The following is a 19133-nucleotide window of genomic DNA, read 5'->3' on the forward strand; positions in this document are numbered from 1 at the left end:
TGGATATTCAGTCATAGCTTAGCCTCGATTGTGACCGGAGTCGACGGCGCGGCGCCAGGCAGCGTTGCGCAGCAGCCGCAGGCCGTTGAGGCCCACGATGACGGTGGAGCCTTCGTGTCCCGCCACGCCGAGCGGCAGCGGCAGGTCGCCGAACAGGTCCCAGGCCACCAGGACACCGATGAAGGTGGCGGCGATGACGAGATTGGCCACCACGAGCCGGCGGGCCCGCCGCGCCAGTGCGATGACGGCGGGGATGGTGGCCAGCTCGTCGCGGGTGATGACCGCGTCGGCGGTGTCCAGGGCCAGGTCGGAGCCGGTACTTCCCATGGCGATTCCTACGTGCGCGCTCGCCAGCGCCGGAGCGTCGTTGACCCCGTCACCGACCAACGCCAGCCGCGCGCCCTGCCGCTGCAGATCGGCGACGGCCTCCATCTTGTCGCCTGGCAGCAGGTCGGCGCGTACGTCCCTGATACCCGCCTGAGCGGCCAGCCGGGCGGCGGCCGGGCCGTTGTCACCGGTCAGGAGCACCGGACCGGCCCCGGTCAGCGCCGTCAGCCGGGCCACGGTCGCGGCGGCGCCGGGCCGCATGCGGTCGGCCAGGGCGAGGACCCCGGTGAGAACGCCGTCGATGCGGACCAGTACGGCAGTGTGGCCGCCACGCTGGAACTCGCCGACCACCTCACGCGCGACACGCTCGACCTCAGCCGACCGCAGACTCCCCCGCCCTGCAGCCTCACGGCCACCCGCCACCAGTTGGGCCGGGCCGGCGACCTCGACGAGCATGCCGTCGACCCGAGCGCGCACGCCCCGTCCCGGCTCGGAGCCGAACTCGTATGCCCGCGCGATCGGCAGTCCGGCGGTGCGGGCGGCCTGCACGACGGCCCTGCCCAGCGGATGCTCGGAATCCTGCTCGGCGGCGGCAGCCAAGGCCAGCAACCGCTCGGCAGCGACGTCGCCGGCCAACACCCTCACCTCAGTCAGATGTGGACGCCCCTCGGTCAAAGTCCCGGTCTTGTCGAAGGCAACCTGGGTAACCGTCCCGAGCCGTTCCAGCACGACAGCCGACTTGACCAGCACACCGTGCCGCCCCGCGGTGGCGATCGCGGCCAGCAACGGCGGCATGGTGGCCAGCACCACGGCACACGGCGAAGCAACGATCATGAACGTCATCGCACGCAGCAAACTGTCCTGCACCCCCACCCCCCACAGCAGCGGAACCACGAACAACGCCACGGTGGCGGCGACCATGACCACGGAGTACCGCTGCTCGACCTTCTCGATGAACAGCTGAGTCCGCGCCTTGGTAGCGCCGGCCCGCTCCACCATGGCCACGATCCGCGCGATCACCGTCTCGCCCGCCGGACGCGTGACCTCCACCCGCAGGGCACCCGTGCCGTTCAACGTCCCCGCGAACACCTCATCGCCGGCCCGCTTGTCCGCCGGCAGACTCTCACCGGTGATGCTCGCCTGGTCGACAGCGCTGGCGCCGTCGACGACCAGGCCGTCGGCGGCGATCCGTTCGCCAGGGCGTACCAGGATCACCTCGCCGACCTGGAGATCGACGGCCTCCACCACCACCTCCTCGCCGTCGGCGCCCAGCCGTGTGGCCCGTTCGGGCGCCAGATCCAGCAGGCCGCGCACCGAGTCCTCGGTACGCTTCGTCGCCACCGCCTCCAACGCGCCGGAGGTGGCGAAGATGACGATCAGCAACGCCCCATCGAAGACCTGCCCGATCGCGGCGGCACCGATGGCCGCGGCGACCATCAGCAGATCGACATCCAGCGTCCGCTCGCGCAACGCCCGCAGCCCCGCCAGCCCCGGCTCCCACCCTCCGGCGGCGTAACAGGCCAGGTAGAGCGCCCACCACAGCCACGGCGGCGCCCCGCCCAGCTGGCAGAGCCCGCCGACGGCGAAGAACGCCGTCGCGACGCCGGCCCAACGCACCTCGGCCACCGACCACGTACCAGAGCGCCACGACGCCACACCCCTCGCAGGCGCGGCTGCCGCCCCGGCGGTCACTTCATCAACGGTCACCAAAGCATCGTATCTGCGCATGCACGCAGATACGCAAGCAGCCAGGCTCGGAGCTATGCTGACGACATGCACACGTCGCTCCCCGACTTCGACATGCCCGACGAGGAACAGGTGCACCTGGCGGCCGAATCGTTCCGCCTGCTGTCCGACCCCACCCGCATCAAAATCCTGTGGGCATTGCTGCAGGGCGAATCCTCGGTCGCCTGTCTGGCCGACCTCGCCGACGCCGCCCCGACCGCAGTCAGCCAGCACCTGGCCAAACTCCGCCTGGCTGGACTGGTCAAGGGCCGCCGCGAGGGCACGTTCGTGTATTACAGCGCGGCGGACGAGCATGTACGCCGTCTACTGACCGAGGGCCTCTTCCACGCCGACCACATAGACGACGACAGTTCGTCCACCCACGACAAGCACCACAAAATCCACGCAACGTCTTAGCACCGGTGCAGAGACTTTCGGCCAAGTCTTGGTCCCGGCGGATCTGGAAGCCTCTCGTACGGGTAGACGCGGACCTCATGAGGTTCGGGAACTGGGACGTGCGGCCGCTGGGCGGCTGGGTGGGCTGCCTGACGATGATCGCCATATCCATCGTGCTGTCGGTCCTGCTTACGGTGATCCTCAGCCTGCTTCTATAGCCGTCTTTCTCACGGCTTTTTCCTAATCGGGCCACCGCGAAAAGCAGACGATCCCGGGAATCACATGGATGGCTGAGAGAGCGCGTTCTTGCTATCTGCGGATAACCACGCATGCGATATTCACCGGCTGAAAGGCCCCTCCCGGCCGGAGGGAGCCCTTCAGCTTGGCGAGACGCGGGGCGTCAGGCGCGTGTCCACCGCTGGTTGGTGCCGCCGGTGCAGTCCCAGATCTGCAGCCGGGTGCCGTTGGCCGAGCTGGCACCGGTCGCGTCGAGGCACTTGTTGGCCTGGGGGTTGACTATCTGGCCGGTGCCGGAGTTGTAGGTCCATCTTTGGGCGCCGCTGCCGTTGCAGTCGTACAGCTGCACCTGTGCGCCGTTGGCCGTGGCGGCGCCGGTGACGTCCATGCACTTGCCGAGCGCGCGCACCGAGCCGTCGCTGTTCCACGTCCAGCTCTGGGCGGCCGTGCTGTTGCAGTCCCAGAGCTGGACGGCTGTGCCGTTGGCGGTGGCGGCACCGGCCACGTCGACGCACTTGCCGCCGAGCCCGGTGATCCGGCCACCGGAGGAGCCGCCGGTGGGCGGGGCATAGACGCGGACGTAGTCGACGCTCAGGGTTTGCGGGAAGGTGGTGGAGCCGTCGGGGTAGCCGGGCCAGTACCCGCCGACCGCCACGTTCATGATCATGAAGAACGGGTGGTCGAACACCCAGCGGTTGCCGCCGAGGTCGGCCGGCGTCCGGCGCTGGTACTCGTTGCCGTCGACGTACCAGATGATCAGGTTCGGAGACCAGTCGACGGCGAAGGTGTGAAACGCGTCGGCGAACGCGCCGCCGATCGAGTAGGGGGCGCCGATGCCTGCGCCGCCGGAGTAGCCGGGGCCGTGGATGGTGCCGTGAACGGTGCTGGGTTCGCGGCCGATGTTCTCCATGATGTCGATCTCGCCGTTGTCGGGCCAGCTCGATCCGCCGAGCATCCAGAAGGCCGGCCAGATGCCCTGGCCGCGGGGCAGTTTCATGCGCGCCTCGAACCGTCCGTACGACCGGGTGAAGGTGGCGGCGGTGAGCAGGCGGGCGGAGGTGTACTGACAGGTGCCGTAGTGGCATTGGTAGTTGGACGGGTTTTCGCGGCGGGCAGTGATCACCAGGTTGCCGGTGCCGTCCATGGCGGCGTTACGGGTGCTGTTGGTGTAGTACTGCTGCTCGTTGTTGCCCCAGCCGCTGCCGCCGAGGTCGAAGCGCCACTTCGACTGGTCGACGGCGCTGCCTGCTGATCCGTTGAACTCGTCGGACCATACCAGCGGGCCTGGGGCGGGAGCGGCGTTGGCGGTGCCGGTCATCGGGACGAGCAGCGCGATCACCGCGGCTAGAGCGGCACCGATGGCGAGCAACGTTCTGGAGCGGGGGGTGCGAACCATGGGGGTTACCTCATCGGGATCACGGATGTAGCTTTACGGAAACCTTCCGGCAATATCAGCACCGCTGTCAAGAGAGCGCTCTCTAGCAATTATGGCGGCATAGGTCCGACCATTACTTCGGCCCAGGTGGGATCAGATCGGGCGACTATTCACCACAGGTATTCGTAGCGCTGCGGCGCCACGGCCCCGGCATGTTGACGATTTGAATGGCGTGAGTGGACGCTAACGGTCACAGCTGGAGGGGAGACCAACCACTCCATATTGCGGCTAGCAGCAATGTCGGCAACCCGGCTGTCTGACATCCCAAGATGGGGGCTGGCATCGATGACGGCGGGTGCCGCCATAGGGATCCTTGGTAGAGGAAGTAGCTCTACCGCGGATGTAAGCACGCTCAAGGAGCGCAACATCTGTTCACCGAGGTCCCTATGGACGTGCCGCACCGCCGCGTGCGGACGAGCGTGGTCTGGATCGGGTGTGGCGGCTGTGGCCCCTCTCGGGGACACGCCGTGGTCGTGCCCTGAGGGCGGTGGCCGTGTTTGCCCCGGCTTTGCGTTTGGACTGCCACTTGACCTGCAGGTATGGTCTGGAGAGTTATGGCGCGTAAGCGGACCGTAACATCATCCCCCGTTATCCCCCGGGCCAGATGTCCAGCCCAACACCACTCTCCCGCGCACTAGGGGGCGTGGGAGAGCAACCTGCCGAAGGGGATTGGAGGATGAAAGCGAACCACAAACGATCGATCACCGCGCGCATCACGCTGTTCACCGGCGTGGTGGCGGCGCTGCTGTCGACGTTGCTGGCCGTGGTGCTGATGATCGCCGTCCATCGTTTCGCCACCGGTGCGCTCACCAAGGAGGTCCGCGCGACCGGCGGTCGCGTGGCCATGAAGGTGGAGCAGGGGGACAAGGCGGACTTCCCGCTCGCGCGGCGCCAGTCCCGCAATGTCCAAATCGTCGACCATCGCGGGCGTATCGTCGCCTCCACCGCGGCGCTGCGTGGCAAGCCGCGCATGGCGGCGTTGACCGCGGACGGACAAAACAGCAGGGACGCGGTGGTGTGTGGCGGGGTCTTCGGGCGCGGCCAGTGTGACATCGTGGTCGCGCAGTCCGCCCACCGGGCGGAGGGGAACTGGACGGTCTACGCTTCCTCTCCCGTGATCCCCGTGTGGGTCCAGCCGTGGCTGGCCACTTTGGTCGGCGGGTCGGCGGCCGTGCTTGCGGTGGCCGTCACCTACCTCGGTTACCGTATCGTCAGCGCGTCCCTGCGGCCGGTGAGCGCCATCCGCAGGGAGCTCGATGAGATCAACGCCTCCTGTCCCGGCCGGCGGGTGCCCGTTCCGCCCGGCGAGGACGAGATCCACGAGCTGGCCGACAGCGTCAACCACACCCTGGCCCGCCTTGACCGCGCGATGACACAGCAGCGGCATTTCGCCTGCGACGCCTCTCACGACCTGAGAAGTCCCATTGCCGCGATGCGCGCGGAGGTGGAGGACGCTCTGCTGGCGCCCGAAGAGACCAGCGTGACCACGATGGGGAACACCATGTTGGTGAGCCTGGACCGGCTGGAGTCGATCGTCTCCGACCTGCTGATGATCGCCAAGCTGGACGCGGGCACGCCGTGCGCAAACAACTCGATCGACCTGGCGGGGCTGGTGGAGCAGGAGTGCCGGATGCGCCACCAGACGACCAAGAGGCTCATCTGCCGCCTCGAACCGGGCGTGGTGGTGCTGGGCGACCGGCTGCGGCTGGGCCGCCTGCTGACCAACCTCCTGGACAACGCCGACCGGCACGCCGAGAGCACGATCATGGTCAATGTGCGGCACGCCGCGTGCGACGAGCGTGACGGCGGGCGCTTCCCGCACGGCGTCGCGGTGCTGGAGGTGATCGACGACGGGCCGGGCATCGAGCCGGACAAGCGTGAGCTGGTGTTCCGGCGGTTCGCCCGGCTGGACGCGGCCCGCAACAAGGACGCCGGGGGAACCGGGCTGGGCCTGCCGATCGCCCGGCAGATCGCCGAGACCGGCGGCGGCACTCTGCGCATCGAGGACAGCGATCGGGGCGCCCGCTTCGTCCTGCGCCTCCCGCGCTGCCGGCAGGCCCCGGCTCCCACGGTCACGACAGGATGCCCATGACGCAGGTCACCAAAGAGATCTACCCGGTTGGGGCTTATGTCCCGTGCTCATCGAGTCCCCTGGCGGGTAGAAGGTACGTCCGTCCTGGAGGAAGGGATAGTTGCGATGGTTACTGGCTGGGAGATCAAGCACCGGTTGTATCGTGCGGTTAACGCTCATGACGTGTCTGCGATCCTCGACAATTACCTGCCTGAGGCCGTGGTGGTGGCGCCTTCCGGCGTGCTAGAGGGCCATGACCAGATTGCCTGGTTCTGGGAGCAGTTCTTTAAGGCGTTCCCCGACTTTCAGCAGACGCCCTGGTTGGAGGTTCCCTGTGACGATCCTGCCGTCACCGAGTGGACGATCACTGGCACGCATCAGGGACTCTTCCTCCTGCCGAACGGGCGCGAGTTGGAGGCGACCGGCCGCCGCGTTGCCGTTCGTGGCTCCTGTGTGGCCCATGTTGCCCACGGGAAGATCGTCACGCATCGGGAGTACTTCGATCAACTGGAGCTGTACTCGCAACTCGGGTTCGGCTTGCCCGAGGTATGCGATTCTCCTTGCTAGCTCGCAGTGCCCTGCTACCCCGCCGTAAGGTAAGCGGCACCGCTGCGCGGCGCCGGGTCCGGTGCTCCCCGCGCCGGGCTCTGCCTCGGAAGGCCCGCCCGGCACGCCCGCGCCGGACCACCCGCTCTGCACCGCAGCTCGAACAGGCTCAGTCGGCTTACGTCAGGACAGGCCAAGGCCTAGTCGTTTCAGGAGATGGTGCTCGCAGGACGGCCATTCCGGGGCGATGACTGAGTACATGGAAGAGTCGCGCAGAAGGCCGTCTTCGCCCGGTGCCCATGATCGTGACCAACTCCGCAGCACGCCCTCGCAACGCGCGCCCAACCCTTCGAGCGCCCGGCGGCTCCGCTCGTTCCGCGCATCGGTCATAAAATCCACCCGCGCCACCCCCAACTGCTCGAACGCATAGCGAAGGAGCAGGAGCTTGGACTCGATGTTGATCCCGGTGCCCAGCGCTGAGGCGGCGAGCCAGGTGGAGCCGATCTCGTCGGCAGGGCGCTCACGCCGAGGGTCAGGCCGGTGCCGTCGCGCCGGGCCGAGTCAGCCGGTGCGCGGCCAGGAGCGACGTCCATGCCAGGACGAGCGCGATGGCGAGGGCGAAGGCGACATTGGCCACCCGGGAGCCCTGCAACGCGAAGATCGAGATCCAGGCCGCCAGGAAGAGCGCGCCGGTCACCGTACTGAAGGCCGCCCAGCCGCGGCGGCCGGCCGCCGCGAACCGCCGGCCGAACGCGAAACACGCGGCGATCAGCGCGAGAAAGGCGACCCCGGCGACGAGGAAGTGCACCATCCCGTGCGTACTCATGCTCGTGGGCGGGCCGGTCGGCGTCCCCGGCGGGAAGCCGTCGGAGGGGTCGGCGGAGAAGACGGCCGCGGCGACCATCCCGGCGCCGAAGACGCCGACCAGCCGCGGCCCCCAGGTGCCGCCCCGGCCCGCCGGACCCCGTACCCGGTGCAGGCCGACCGCTCCCGCCACGAACAGCAGGCCGCTGACCGCGAAGTTGGCGATCTGGATCCATCCCTGGTCACCGTTGCTCAGCATGCTGGCCGGGTGCCGGCTGATGTCGAACCCGTCCCTGGTGAGCATCTGCAGAAGGACTACGACGATGTAGAGCGGGCCGGCGACGATGCCGCACATCAGCAGCGTCCGCGTCACCCCGCCGGCCGCTGTGGTGGTGAGATTCTCGGTCATCGGTCTACTCCTCTCATGAGAACAGGACGGCCCCACCGCGCGGCGGTCAGCCGTTGCCGTCCCTGCCGGTCTCGGGAGCGTAGTGCTGCACGGCGAACGTGACGGCCGCGGCGATGTCGTCGTCGCTGGTGCCCCAGGCGGCCTGGACCAGGGGCCCCCAGGCGTGGCAGCTAGCGGTGGCGAACTCCTTCGCCTCGGTCGTGCCCTCCCAGGTCGTCGGGTCGAACGTGACGCCGCGCAGGAACAGGTCGAGGCCGAGTAGCATCAGATCCCAGCCGCAGCCGATGCCGATCGTGGCGCCGGGCCCGTACATGCGCACCATCTCATCGACGATCGCGGCGGGCGCGGCGTGCTCCAGCTCCAAGACGGTCCCGCCGTCGCCGCCGGGCTCGAGTCGCACTTCGACCTCGGTGAGCATGCCCTCCCCCTGGCCCCAGGTCACCTTGATCAGATGGGGCTTCTCACAGCGCAGGATCTCCCCGCCGGCGTTGCCCTTGAGCTGAAAAGTGCCGCCGAGCCGCAGGTCGCCCTCGATCGGGGTGAGCCATCGGCTGATCCGGTCGGGGTCGGTGCAGGCGCTCCACACGTCCTCGATCGAGGCGTCGTACGTGCGCCGCAGCAGCAGCGAGCGCCCTGGGCCGGCGGCGACCGCCTGGTTGCCGATCTCCCGGTAGGTGGCGTTGATCTGGTTGACGATGTCGATCATTCCTCTTCTTCCTCCTCGTTGTTCGAGTCCGGTCGTCCCTCCGCGGACGGCGTCTCGTCAAGCGGGTGGCGGCGCTCGCGCCGGGCGCGCGCGAGTTCGGTGCCCAGCGCGTCCAGGCGCCGGCTCCAGAACCGGCGCAAGCGCTCCAGCCGAATGCCGACCTCCCCGAGTGGTACGGAGCCGACGCCGTACGGGCGCCGGGGGTGCCGACCGCGCCGCCGAGCGCGTCGAGCGCGTGCACGGGGCCAACAATCTCACCCACGACTTATATAAGTCAAGGATGAATAAAAGAGACGGGCCTTTTCCTGCGACCTCGGCCGGAGCGTTCGGTCCGTGCGGCGGGGCAGGTGTGCGGCGGCCGGCCCGTAGTCCCGCGCCGTCCGGGACCGGCCCCAGGCCGCACGCCCGGACGACGGGCGGGCGGAGGGCCGGGGTGCCGGGGCGCGCCGCGCCGCCGCCTTGATACCCATAAGAACAATTCGGCAAGGTCACTGCCGTGAGTGTTTGGGTCCGAGTAGGCGTACGCCGTCGTGTTGGCGGACAGCCGGGATCGATGATCACGCCTGCCACGCTGACGGAGTGTCTGTGGGGCTGGTTCATGGAAAAGACCTTGCCTGTCTGGGCCGGGATGCGACCGGCCGCCAATCCTTGATCGTGGGGTCAGTAGGCGCCGGGCATGACAGCGCCGAGGATCGGCCGTCGAAGATGTTGCTGGGCAAGCATGACCCCCCTGACACGACTAGCGATTGCAAGGGCCGCCTGGATGGGATTGTGGATCTGGTCGGCGGCTTCCGGGTCAATGCCGAGATCCCGCTTTCGCGGACGGCGGGATGCCAGCCCACCCTGCCGACGCCAGGTCATAGCGCCCTCGTCAGCAGGACTGCTCGTAGCGCCTGATAGGGCGAGCGATCGCGTGGGGGGTAGGGACCCGTAACCGTCCATGCCCCGAACGTTGAGGTCGGCTGTCAGCCGAGAGTGTTTCCGAACGGAAACCCCTTGTCAGATCAGGTTCATCCGCCACGCCAGGCCACGCACGTCGCGCCCTCCGACGCGTTCCAGCAGATCCGCCACCAGCTCGCGCGCGAACATGTCGCTGGCGATCCAGGCAAGATCGAGATGGCCGAACGCCTTGAGTACATCCGATGCCGCCGCGCTGCACGCCCAGATGAGCAAACGCAGCGCCGAGTCACGGGCCGGTCCTGTCTCTGTCGCGGCCTGAACGTGGAGTTCGCCGATGAAGCCGGGAAGCAGCCGCGCAAGATCAGCGCGATCCGACTTCCGCCATGCGGGGAGAATCCGGCTGTTCCACTCGGCTGTCCACCGTACGCGCCGCGCGCCGAAGTGTGCAGGAAACGCCAACGCCTCGCCACCCGAGCGGGTGCGTTTTCCGAGGTGGAGCCTAGGAGATTTCGAACTCCTGACTTCCTGCTTGCAAAGACGCACGCCGATCTTGCCCAATCAGCGGAAAGGCAGTTCAGCGCGCTGGATTCCCGTTAGGCGTTCTTATGGGCAGACGGCCCGCCGGGATCCCGGTGGGCCGTCGTGTGAGTTGGGCGGAGGTCAGCCGTCGGACTCCGGCGACGGCAGGTAGCCACCGGGCACCTCGGCCGGGGTGAAGATCTTGTCCTCACCCGGGTAAGGCGTGGTCCAGTTGTGCGCCTGGTACCAGGTGAAGTGGTTCATGAGCGCCGGGTTGGCGTAGTCCGGGACCGCGTTCGCCCCGCTCAGGTGCTGCTCCTTCTGCCAGGCAGTCCAAGCGTCGACGATGGGCTGCATGTCAGCGGGCACGGCCGAGGCCGTGGTCTGCGCGGGAGCCCCCGAGGCGCCCGCCGCAGCCGGGGTGTCGTTGCCGCAGGCCGGCGGGGTGGCCAGGCCGTCGGTCAGCGGGACCTGGTTGGGCACCACGTTGAACGGCGTGTAGTCGGGCTTCTTGGTGAAGGCCGCGGCCATCGGGGTGGCGGCGCTGTCCTTCTGGTTCATCGGCTGGATCCCGAGGATCTGCTCGATGGTGCGGATCATGGTGATCTGCGTGTAGTAGTGGCTGTCCACGGTGCCGTGCTGGGCCCAGGGGCTGATGATCTGCACGGGGCCGCGCGCGCCGTCGACGTGGTCGACGCCGTCCTGGGTGTCGTCCTCGATCACGAAGATCGCGGAGTCCTTCCAGTACTTGCTGTGTGAGATGGTGTCGACGATCTTGCCGACGGCCAGGTCGTTGTCGGCGACCTGGGCGACCGCGTTCGCCGCCCCACCGGTGTGGTCGCTGGAGAGCCAGAACATGTTGAGGTTGGCCGGGCCGTTGGCCTCGAAGTCACGCTTCCAGATCTGGTACCGGTAGATGTCCGGGATGTTGGTGTCGTACTTCGGGTACGAGTGCAGCGTGATGTCGTTGAGCGACGGGATCGGCGACTGGGTGTCCGTCTTGATGGTGGTGTCCTGACCGGTCGCCTCCATGTTCCGGGCGTCGCAGTAGAACTTCTGCCACGACGAGCCGGCGGGGACGGTCAAGAACTGGGTGAACTCACCGAAGTTGCGAGCGGTCTTGCCGGCGGCCTGGGCACCGGTCCACAGGAAGCCCGAGCGCTGGTGGCCCAGCGCGTCGTCCTCCGTGTCGTAGCTGCGCTGGTACAAGCCGGCGCCGGACTCGGTGTACTCCGGGTTGTCGGCCTGCATCAGCCAGTTGTGGCCCTCGGCGGAGTTGGTGCCGATGGCGTAGGTGTTGTCGTAGAGACCGAACTGACGCGCGAGAGCGTGCTGGTTCGGGGTGACCTTCTCACCGAACTGCGCCAGCGATGGGTCGCCGTTGCCGCGCGGGTCGTCGCCGAACACCTGGTCGTAGGAGCGGTTCTCCTTGACCAGCAGGAAGACGTGCTTGATGGTCGACGGGTCACCGAGGTGCTTCGGGACCGGCACGGCGTGCTGGGAGTTGCCCTGGGCCTGCTTGACGTCGTGCTTGTCCCAGCCGTTCTGCGCGAAGACCGTGGCCGTGGACTTGGCGATCACCGAGTCGGCCGGCAGCTTGAACCGAGTCAGCGAGCCGGTCGAGTCGTGGGTGTTGTGGCCCGTGGCCGGCGTGGTGCCGGCTCCCTTGTTGATCGTGCGCGTTGGGCCGCGCTCGCCGATGCCGCGGGTGTTGGTGACGACCACGTCGTCGCCGACGGTGGTCACCTCCTCCGGGTAGTAGTCCGTCGGGAGCAGGCCGACGTAGCTGACCGGCTCCTGCGGATTCTTGTAGCGGTAGACGGCGACCGCGTTCGCCCGGCCGAGGGTGACCAGCAGGTGGCCGTCCTCGGTCAGGGTCACACCGTTCGGGGCGTAGCCGACCTCGGCCTCCGGCCACGGCTGGGTGGCGATCGTCTGGACGACCTCGTCCTTGGACGTGTCGATGACCGAGACCTGGTCGTCGAACGTGTTGGTGACGAAGAGCGCGCCGCGGGCGGCGTACAGCGCGGTCGGGTGCAGACCGACGTCGATGGAGGAGACCGAAGCCGCCGGGTTGGCAACGTCGATCACGCTCACGGTGCCCGTGGTCGTCGCACCCGTGACCGGGTTGGCCGGCACCTGGGTGCCGTAGGAGTTGATCGTCGTCTCGCCGGGCTTGGCCGGGCGGCCGCCCTCGTTGCTGACGTAGAGCTTGTTGCCGACCAGCGCCAGACCACGCGGCGCGGTGCCCACGGTCCAGCTCTGCTGGATCGCGCCGGTCGCGGCGTCCATCGCCACGACGCGGTTCTGGCCGTTGACGGCGGCGTACGCGGTCTTGCCGTCAGCGGAGAAGACCGCCTGGGCCGGCAGCGCCTTCTTCGTGCCCTGCGCGGCGATGGTGATGAACGTCGGGGTGCCGAGGGTGCCGTCGGCGTTCACCGGGAAGCGGTTGAAGCCGTCGATCTGCGGCAGCCACAGGGTCTTGCCGTCCGGGGAGTAGGCCGGCCCCTCCTGCCCGACGTTGTTGCTGGAGATGCGCGCACCGGCGGTCGCGGCGGTCCCGGCCTGCTGGAGCACCTTGTAGTTCTGCAGGTCGACGATGGTCAGAGCGATCGACCGGTCGTTGGTGAGCGCTGCGAGGAAACGGCCGTCCGGGCTGACGGTCGAGGCAAGCAGCTTGCCGTTGTCGACGAGCAGGCGGTCACCGATCGGCTTGATGACCTGGTCGCTGGCGAGCTGCAGGCCGGCCTCGGTGGTGGAGCCGACTAAGTTGCTGCCGAACACCTCGGTGGAGGCATAGGCGATGCCCCCGCTGGCGACGGCGAGAGCTGCGGTGCCGGCCACCACCAGGCGGATCCGGCGGCCGGTGCGTCGATCGAAGAGCCCGAGACGGTCCTTCGCGACGCGCTGGCGCTTGACGTGCATGAATCATTCCTTAAGGGTGCTTGCGAGCAGGTCGACGTTCCCGTCGAACTGCCACAGGGGGTTGGGCGCGTCCCCGGTCGGGGTGCGCACCTGGAAGTAGCCGTTCACCTCCTTCGGTCCGTCTCCGTCGGCGACGTACCGCCCGTCCGCGGTGACGTCGAGCTGGTAGATGGCGGTGCCCACGGCGGTCGCGCCGGGGAGGTGCCAGGAGACGACGCACCGCCAGTCGTTGCCCGGTCCCTGGTCGAGGACCCGGGAGCCGCCCTTGTCGCAGGACGCGGTGGCCTGCAGCTGGGCCTCCGTGACGTCGGGACGATGGAGCTCCTGCGTCTGCAGCCGGTAGAGGTGGGCGTACGCCGTGGCGAGCGAGTCCTGCAGCTTCCCCCTCTCGATCCCCGAGCCCGTGGCCGGGGTCGCGCCGGCGATCACGCCGACGGTGAGGGCGACCAGCGCGGCCAGCGGCAGGACCGCCGCCACGAGGACGTGCCGGCCCGACCCGTCGTATGTCAGGTCGGTGAAGTCGCGGCGCAGGAACAGGCGGTAGGCCAGCGCGGTGGCGATGACCGCCCACGCGAGGCTCACCGCGAGGCCGATGAGGAGGGGGCCCGCCTGGGCCGGGCTGGTGAAGAGCCCGCGCCAGGCGAGGAAGGCCTCGCTCGGCAGGGCCAGCCGCACGACCACCGGCAGCGGGAGCAACTGTGCGAGCTGCAGCGCGAAGGCGAGCAGCGCGGGCATCAGCAGCCCCATCGGAGAGCGGCCCAGGGCGACCGAGCCGAGGAGGCCGACCGCGGCGAACGCCAGCGTCGGCGCCAACGCGCACGCCCACGCAAGCAGGACCGTGCCGGCCGCGTCCGCCGGGGCGAGGAGCTGGCCGTCCAGGCCGGCGAGCGGTCGGTTGCCGACCGCGGCCAGGCCGCCGGCGATGCCCGACGCGGTCAGTCCGGCCACCAGCAGCAGGATCACGGTGAGGCTGGCAAGGGTTTTCGCCACGAAGATCCGCCGGGGGGAGCGGACCGCCATGAGGAGGTGGCGCCAGGTGCCCAGCCGGTCCTCGACGGCGAAGACGTCCCCGGCGACCAGCGCCGTCAGCAGCGGGAGCGCCCAGCTGCACGAGAAGTCCAGCACGACCAGCGACCCCGCCCAGCCGGTCGCGTTCATCCAGCGGCCGAAGACCGTGTCGGAGGGTAGCGAGCTCTGCAGGCTCACCACGGCCACGAAGGCCGCGGGGCCGATCCAGCAGGCGAGCAGCAGCAGGCGGATCCGCCACTGGGAGAGCAGCTTGACCAGCTCGAACCGGTAGCCGTGCAGCACGGGCGCCGGCCGGGCGCCGGCCCGGGGTCGGGCGACGGTCGCGGTCATCGCGGGTCCTCCTGGTCGGTCCGCGCGGGTACGGTGCCGGTCCCGGTCAGGGCCAGGAACGCGGCCTCGAGCGGCGCCACCACGGGCCCCAGCTCTCGGAGCGCTACGCCGGCTCGCACGAGCCGCACGACCAGCTCGTCGAGGGCCGGCACCGGCCCGCGGACGACGACGTCCGGCCGTTGACCGGGGTCGCCGCTGGGCACGACGCGGAGCCCGGGCGTCTCTGACGCCAGCCGGTGGGCGGCCGCCGGGTCGGAGGTGAGCAGCCGGTAGTCGAGCTCGCCGCTCTCGGCGGCGAGCTTGCTCACCGGCCCGGAGAAGACGACCCGTCCGGTGGCGAGGATGGTGACCTCGGAGCACAGCGCGGCGAGGTCGTCCATCCGATGGCTGGAGAGGAACACCGCGGTCCCGTCCGCGGAGAGTTCGGTGATGACGCGGTGCACGTGGTGCTTGCCGGCGGGGTCCAGGCCGTTGGCCGGCTCGTCGAGGACGAGCAGTCGCGGTGTGGTGAGCACCGCGGCGGCCAGCCCGAGCCGCTGGCGCATCCCCAGTGAGAAGCCCCGGACCCGGTCGTCGGCGACGTCGGTGAGCCCGACCTGCTCCAGCGCGTCGTCGACGCCGGCGGTGCGACCGGAGTCGTACCGGCGCAGTGAGGCCAGGGCCGAGAGGTTCTGCCGCGCGGTTAGTGAGGGATAGAGCCCGGGTCCGTCCACGAAGCCCGCGACACCGTCGGGTACGGCGAGCGTCCGCCCGACCGGCGTACCCAGGATCTCGAGGCGGCCCCTGTCCGCGACCGCCAGGCCTAACAGCAGACCGAGGAGCGTCGTCTTGCCCGCGCCGTTCGGGCCGACCAGGCCGTGGATCTGCCCGCTCATCACGTCGAGGTCGACGCCGTCGAGTGCGATCACATCACCGAAGGACTTCGTGATCCCGCGAGCCCGGACTGCGGGGGGCCTGTGCATGTCGGTCTCCCTTAGCTTGATCTACAACCAAGAGGAACCTAGAGATCGCGGTTTGCCATGGGAGGGCGCGCAGCCAAACGTTGGGCGAATGCCGTCGATATGCACTGAATCCGTCGATACGCCACTCAACCTGTCGATATGCCACTTGACCCGGCGATCGCACGGTCGCACTGGTCAACGCGCTCGCGCCCTGGATCTCACCCGGTGCCGGGGCGAGGTCGCTCAGGGCGCACTACGATTGCCCGGTGCCTGAGACGCGGGGACAGCCGTAGCCTTGCTGTCCCCAGACAGTCCGACACTCGATGAGCTGATCAAGTACCTCCCCACTCGCCGACCCCCACCGGGGGCCGGCGTTCCTCCTGGCCGAGAGCCTCCCCGGCATCATGCTGACACCAGAGTTGCTCCCCTTCCGCGTACTTCATGACATCTTCGTTAGCGACAGGTCTACTTCAGGCGGATGGTCAGGTCGGCGTTGTCCTTGACGGGGTGGGTGCGGACGGTTCCCTTGGCGTTGAGGAAGCGGCCGGTGCCTCCGGTGATGGTGGAGGTGAAGTCGCCGTCGCCGCCGCTGCTGTGGACCAGGAGCATCGAGCCACCGAAGGCTGCCTGAGCGTCGCAGTAGGCGCTCAGGTCGGCGTTGAACACGCAGATCGTGTGGTCGGTGCCCACGACCTCATCGCCGTGGTGCTTGTGGTCGCCCTTGTAGAGGTTGCCGCTGATCTCGATGCGGTCGCCGGGCTTGGGCGGGCCGGACGGCGGCTGGTGGATCGGCTTCCCGCCGGCCGGGATGTAGGTGAAGCCGGTGGGCTTCTCGAAGTAGTGGAGGGTCTTGGGCTTCGCGGCGGCGCCGGCGGGCTGGACGCCCAGGACCACGGTGGTGAGGGCGAGCGCGGCGGCGCCGAGCACGGTGAAGCGGCGGGTGGATCGCATTGCGGTCTCCTTTTGAGTCGTCTCGGCCTGCCGGGTGACCGGTCGAGTGGGCGTCTCCGTTCGAAGGGGTTGGCTGCAGCGATCGTCGGGGGCCCGGCATCCCGCGGGCATGAGTACGGGTTCCCGGCGAGATCGGGAAGAATTCCCGGGTCCTTCGGGATCACCCGAGATGCACAATGTGGGGGTGTTCGACCTGCGCGGTGACGGCGCCCGCATCCGCCGGCGCTGGGCCGCTCATCTGCTGGCCTCGGCCGCGCTGGGCACGGCCGCGCTCGGCGGGGTGCTGGCCGTCGTCAACCGGCACTCCGCCCTGACCACCGGCGCGAGTCCTGCGGACAGCGCCCATCTGTGGAGCCAGATCGTGCTGGCGGTGGCGTTCACCGCGGCGGGCTGGCTGCTGGCGGTGCGGCGTCCCGAGGTGGTGTTCGGCTGGCTGGCGCTGGCCGCCGCGGTCGGCCACGGCCTGTCCGCCGGGGGCATCGGCTGGGCCACGTTCGCGTTGCGCGAGGGGCAGGACCTGCCGGGAGCCGCCCCGGCGCTCTGGGCGGCGATCTTCGGGGAGCCGCTGGAGACCGTCGTGCTCATCGCGGCCTGGGCGACCTTTCCCGACGGGAAACTGCCCGCGGGGAGGATCCGCTGGCCGGCCGCCGCGAGCGTCCTGCTGTGCACCGCCGGTTGGCTGTACGGCCTGTTCTCGCCGTTCCCCGCCCTGCCCGGCGTCACGCTGGCCAATCCGCTCGCCGTCGCCGGCCTCCCCATCTGGGAGCCCGCTCCGCTGTTCGGTATCGGCATGCTGCTGGGTTCCGTCGTGATGGTCATCCGGTGGCTGCGAGCCAAGGGCCGGCTGCGGCAGGTCCTGCGCTGGCTGGCCGTGACCAATCTCGCCGCGATCCTGGTCACCCCGGCGGTCGTCGCGCTGCCCGCCGGAGAGATGATTTCCTCAGTGGGCTCGATCGTGATGCTCCTGGTGATCACCGCGGTCGTCCTGGCGAACCAGATCTACGGCATCGACGTCGTCCTCAACCGCACCCTGGTCTACGCCCTGCTCACCGCGTCGGTCGCCGGGGTGTACGCGGCAGGGGTTGCGATCCTCGCCCTGCTCGGCCAGGCAGTTGGCGGGCCGTGGACGGTCGCCGCCGCCCTCGGCGCCGCGTTCAGCCTTTCCCCGGCAAGGTTCCGGATCCAACGCCTGGTCAACCGCTTCCTGTACGGCGAACGCGACGAGCCCTATACCGTGATCGGCCGGCTGGCCGCACGCCTGGAGAGCGCCGGAAGCATCCAGCGGCTGATCCCCGATCTGCTCGAAGCCGTCACCGAGGCGCTCCGGCTTCCGTCAGCGGCGGTCGAAATGCTCGGGGATGACGGTTCCGTGCGCCGCATCGCCCACGGCGATCCCAGCCCGGACGCCCCCTCCGCCAGGTTTCTGCTCGCCCACCAGGGCCGGGACATCGGCGCGCTGGTGGTGGGCCTGCGCTCCGGCCAGGGCTCCCTGAACCTCCGGGAGACCCGGCTGATGGAGGACATCGCCCGCCAGGTCGCCGTGGCCGCCAGCAACGTCATGCTCACCGAGGCGCTGCTGCTGTCGCGCGAGCGCATCGTCAACGCGGCCGAAGAGGAACGCCGGCGCCTGCGCCACGACCTGCACGACGGCCTGGGGCCCATGCTCACCGCCGCGGCCACCAAGGTCGACGCCACCCGCAACCTGCTGGAGAAGAACCCGCCCAAGGCCAAAGTCCTGCTCGGCAAGGTCCGGCACGACCTCACCACCGCCCTGGGCGACCTGCGCCGTCTCGTGTACGCCCTGCGGCCTCCGGTCCTCGACGAGCTGGGCCTGGTGGGCGCGCTGCAAGAGCATCTCGAGCACGCCGCCCTCCCCGTCGCCTTCTCCGTACCCTCAGCCCTCCCTCCACTGCCGGCCGCTGTGGAGATCGCCGCCTACCGGATCATCACCGAGGCCGTCACCAACATCACCCGGCACGCCGCCGCCTCCCGGTGCCAGGTGACCATCACCTGCACCGACCAGCTGAGTCTCGAGATCCGCGACGACGGCCCAGACGACCGACAATGGTCGCCCGGCGTCGGCCTGACCTCGATGCGGGAGCGGGCCACCGCCCTCGGCGGGACCTGGGGCGCGGGACCCACCGGCGCGGGCGGCAGGGTCTTCGTCCAGCTCCCGCTGTCACTCACGGGGAGCAGCGCATGAACGAACAGGACGTGCGAGTCGTCATCGTGGACGACCACCGCATCGTGCTCGACGGGCTCGCCCTCCTGCTCGACTCCGTCGACGGCATCGACGTGGTGGGCGAGACCACCTCGGGGGAACAGGCGATCGTGCTGGCCATCGAACTCACCCCCGACGTCATACTCATGGACATCGAGATGCCCGGCATCGGCGGCGTAGAGGCCACCCGCCAGATCACCGCCGCCCATCCCGACATCGCAGTGGTGATGCTGACCATGTACGGCGAGGACGAGTTCGTGTTCGCCGCGCTCCGCGCCGGAGCCCGCGGCTACCTGCTCAAAGGAGCCCAGCAAGAAGACGTCGTGCGCACCATCGGCGCGGTCGCCCGCGGCGACGCCGTGTTCGGCCCCGACATCGCCCGCCGCGTCCTGCGCACTTTCACCGACCCCCGCCCGGCCTCCGGCCCCTTCCCCCAGCTCACCGACCGCGAACGCGAGATCCTCGCGCTGCTCGCCAACGGCTGGCCCAACAGCCGCATCGCCCGCCACCTTGTCCTCAGCACCAAGACCGTGGCCAACAACGTCTCGACCATCCTGACGAAACTCCAGGCCCCCGACCGCGCCGCCGCCATCGTCCAGGCCCGCCGCGCCGGACTCGGCGAACCGTGACGAGGCTGTTCTGCGCACCTGCGCCCGCTCGG

Annotated in this window: 16 protein-coding genes; 5 read left to right on the top strand and 11 right to left on the bottom strand. The window is 69.3% G+C overall.

Annotated elements, in window-relative coordinates; genetic code table 11:
• Nucleotides 1–18 precede the first annotated feature (18 nt).
• Nucleotides 19–2034: a heavy metal translocating P-type ATPase gene (locus ACFLIM_RS35500; protein ID WP_393172747.1), complete on the bottom strand. Its 2016-nt coding sequence runs from the start codon at nucleotides 2032–2034 to the stop codon at nucleotides 19–21.
• A 66-nt stretch (nucleotides 2035–2100) separates the two neighbouring features.
• Here ACFLIM_RS35500 and ACFLIM_RS35505 point away from each other — a divergent pair, with 66 nt between their 5' ends.
• On the top strand, nucleotides 2101–2469 hold the full coding sequence (locus ACFLIM_RS35505) for an ArsR/SmtB family transcription factor (protein WP_393172748.1): 369 nt from the start codon (nucleotides 2101–2103) through the stop codon (nucleotides 2467–2469).
• 379 nt (nucleotides 2470–2848) lie between these two features.
• Here the strand turns inward: ACFLIM_RS35505 and ACFLIM_RS35510 are convergent, their stop codons facing one another.
• Nucleotides 2849–4081 carry an RICIN domain-containing protein gene (locus ACFLIM_RS35510; RefSeq protein WP_393172749.1) on the bottom strand — a complete coding sequence of 411 codons (1233 nt, stop codon included), beginning with the start codon at nucleotides 4079–4081 and terminating at the stop codon, nucleotides 2849–2851.
• Nucleotides 4082–4796: 715 nt separating this feature from the next.
• Between ACFLIM_RS35510 and ACFLIM_RS35515 the strand changes: the two genes are divergently transcribed.
• Both ACFLIM_RS35515 and ACFLIM_RS35520 read left to right on the top strand, forming a co-directional pair.
• Complete coding sequence (locus tag ACFLIM_RS35515; protein ID WP_393172750.1) at nucleotides 4797–6212, top strand: sensor histidine kinase; 1416 nt, start codon at nucleotides 4797–4799, stop codon at nucleotides 6210–6212.
• Nucleotides 6213–6317: 105 nt separating this feature from the next.
• Nucleotides 6318–6758: an ester cyclase gene (locus ACFLIM_RS35520; RefSeq protein ID WP_393172751.1), complete on the top strand. Its 441-nt coding sequence runs from the start codon at nucleotides 6318–6320 to the stop codon at nucleotides 6756–6758.
• 162 nt (nucleotides 6759–6920) lie between these two features.
• On the opposite strand, the gene ACFLIM_RS35525 is transcribed toward ACFLIM_RS35520, so the two are convergent.
• From ACFLIM_RS35525 to ACFLIM_RS35565, 9 genes are all read right to left on the bottom strand, one after another.
• Nucleotides 6921–7241: a GNAT family N-acetyltransferase gene (locus ACFLIM_RS35525; RefSeq protein ID WP_393172777.1), complete on the bottom strand. Its 321-nt coding sequence runs from the start codon at nucleotides 7239–7241 to the stop codon at nucleotides 6921–6923.
• A gap of 28 nt (nucleotides 7242–7269) precedes the next feature.
• On the bottom strand, nucleotides 7270–7950 hold the full coding sequence (locus ACFLIM_RS35530; RefSeq protein ID WP_393172752.1) for a DUF998 domain-containing protein: 681 nt from the start codon (nucleotides 7948–7950) through the stop codon (nucleotides 7270–7272).
• 46 nt (nucleotides 7951–7996) lie between these two features.
• On the bottom strand, nucleotides 7997–8656 hold the full coding sequence (locus ACFLIM_RS35535) for an SRPBCC family protein (protein ID WP_393172753.1): 660 nt from the start codon (nucleotides 8654–8656) through the stop codon (nucleotides 7997–7999).
• Nucleotides 8653–8796, bottom strand: coding sequence for a hypothetical protein (locus ACFLIM_RS35540; protein WP_393172754.1), 144 nt, complete (start codon nucleotides 8794–8796; stop codon nucleotides 8653–8655). Before ACFLIM_RS35540 ends, ACFLIM_RS35535 begins: the two co-directional genes overlap by 4 nt.
• 859 nt (nucleotides 8797–9655) lie before the next feature.
• Nucleotides 9656–10114, bottom strand: coding sequence for a hypothetical protein (locus ACFLIM_RS35545; RefSeq protein ID WP_393172755.1), 459 nt, complete (start codon nucleotides 10112–10114; stop codon nucleotides 9656–9658).
• A gap of 102 nt (nucleotides 10115–10216) precedes the next feature.
• On the bottom strand, nucleotides 10217–13000 hold the full coding sequence (locus tag ACFLIM_RS35550) for an alkaline phosphatase family protein (protein ID WP_393172756.1): 2784 nt from the start codon (nucleotides 12998–13000) through the stop codon (nucleotides 10217–10219).
• Nucleotides 13001–13003: 3 nt separating this feature from the next.
• Nucleotides 13004–14359 (bottom strand): ABC transporter permease, encoded by a 1356-nt coding sequence (locus ACFLIM_RS35555; protein WP_393172757.1) that lies wholly within the window; start codon nucleotides 14357–14359, stop codon nucleotides 13004–13006.
• Nucleotides 14356–15321, bottom strand: a complete 966-nt coding sequence (locus ACFLIM_RS35560; RefSeq protein ID WP_393172758.1) for an ABC transporter ATP-binding protein — start codon at nucleotides 15319–15321, stop codon at nucleotides 14356–14358. The genes ACFLIM_RS35555 and ACFLIM_RS35560 overlap by 4 nt, the downstream gene beginning before the upstream one ends.
• Nucleotides 15322–15765: 444 nt before the next feature.
• A complete protein-coding gene (locus tag ACFLIM_RS35565) occupies nucleotides 15766–16251 on the bottom strand; it encodes a hypothetical protein (protein ID WP_393172759.1) in 486 nt (161 codons plus the stop codon).
• Between the two features lie 169 nt (nucleotides 16252–16420).
• Between ACFLIM_RS35565 and ACFLIM_RS35570 the strand changes: the two genes are divergently transcribed.
• The gene (locus tag ACFLIM_RS35570; RefSeq protein WP_393172760.1) at nucleotides 16421–18454 is read left to right on the top strand and encodes a sensor histidine kinase; all 2034 of its coding nucleotides are present in this window, start codon (nucleotides 16421–16423) and stop codon (nucleotides 18452–18454) included.
• Complete coding sequence (locus tag ACFLIM_RS35575; protein ID WP_393172761.1) at nucleotides 18451–19101, top strand: response regulator; 651 nt, start codon at nucleotides 18451–18453, stop codon at nucleotides 19099–19101. Before ACFLIM_RS35570 ends, ACFLIM_RS35575 begins: the two co-directional genes overlap by 4 nt.
• Nucleotides 19102–19133 lie beyond the last annotated feature (32 nt).

This window comes from Nonomuraea marmarensis (genome assembly GCF_043197025.1).
GTDB lineage: Bacteria > Actinomycetota > Actinomycetes > Streptosporangiales > Streptosporangiaceae > Nonomuraea > Nonomuraea marmarensis.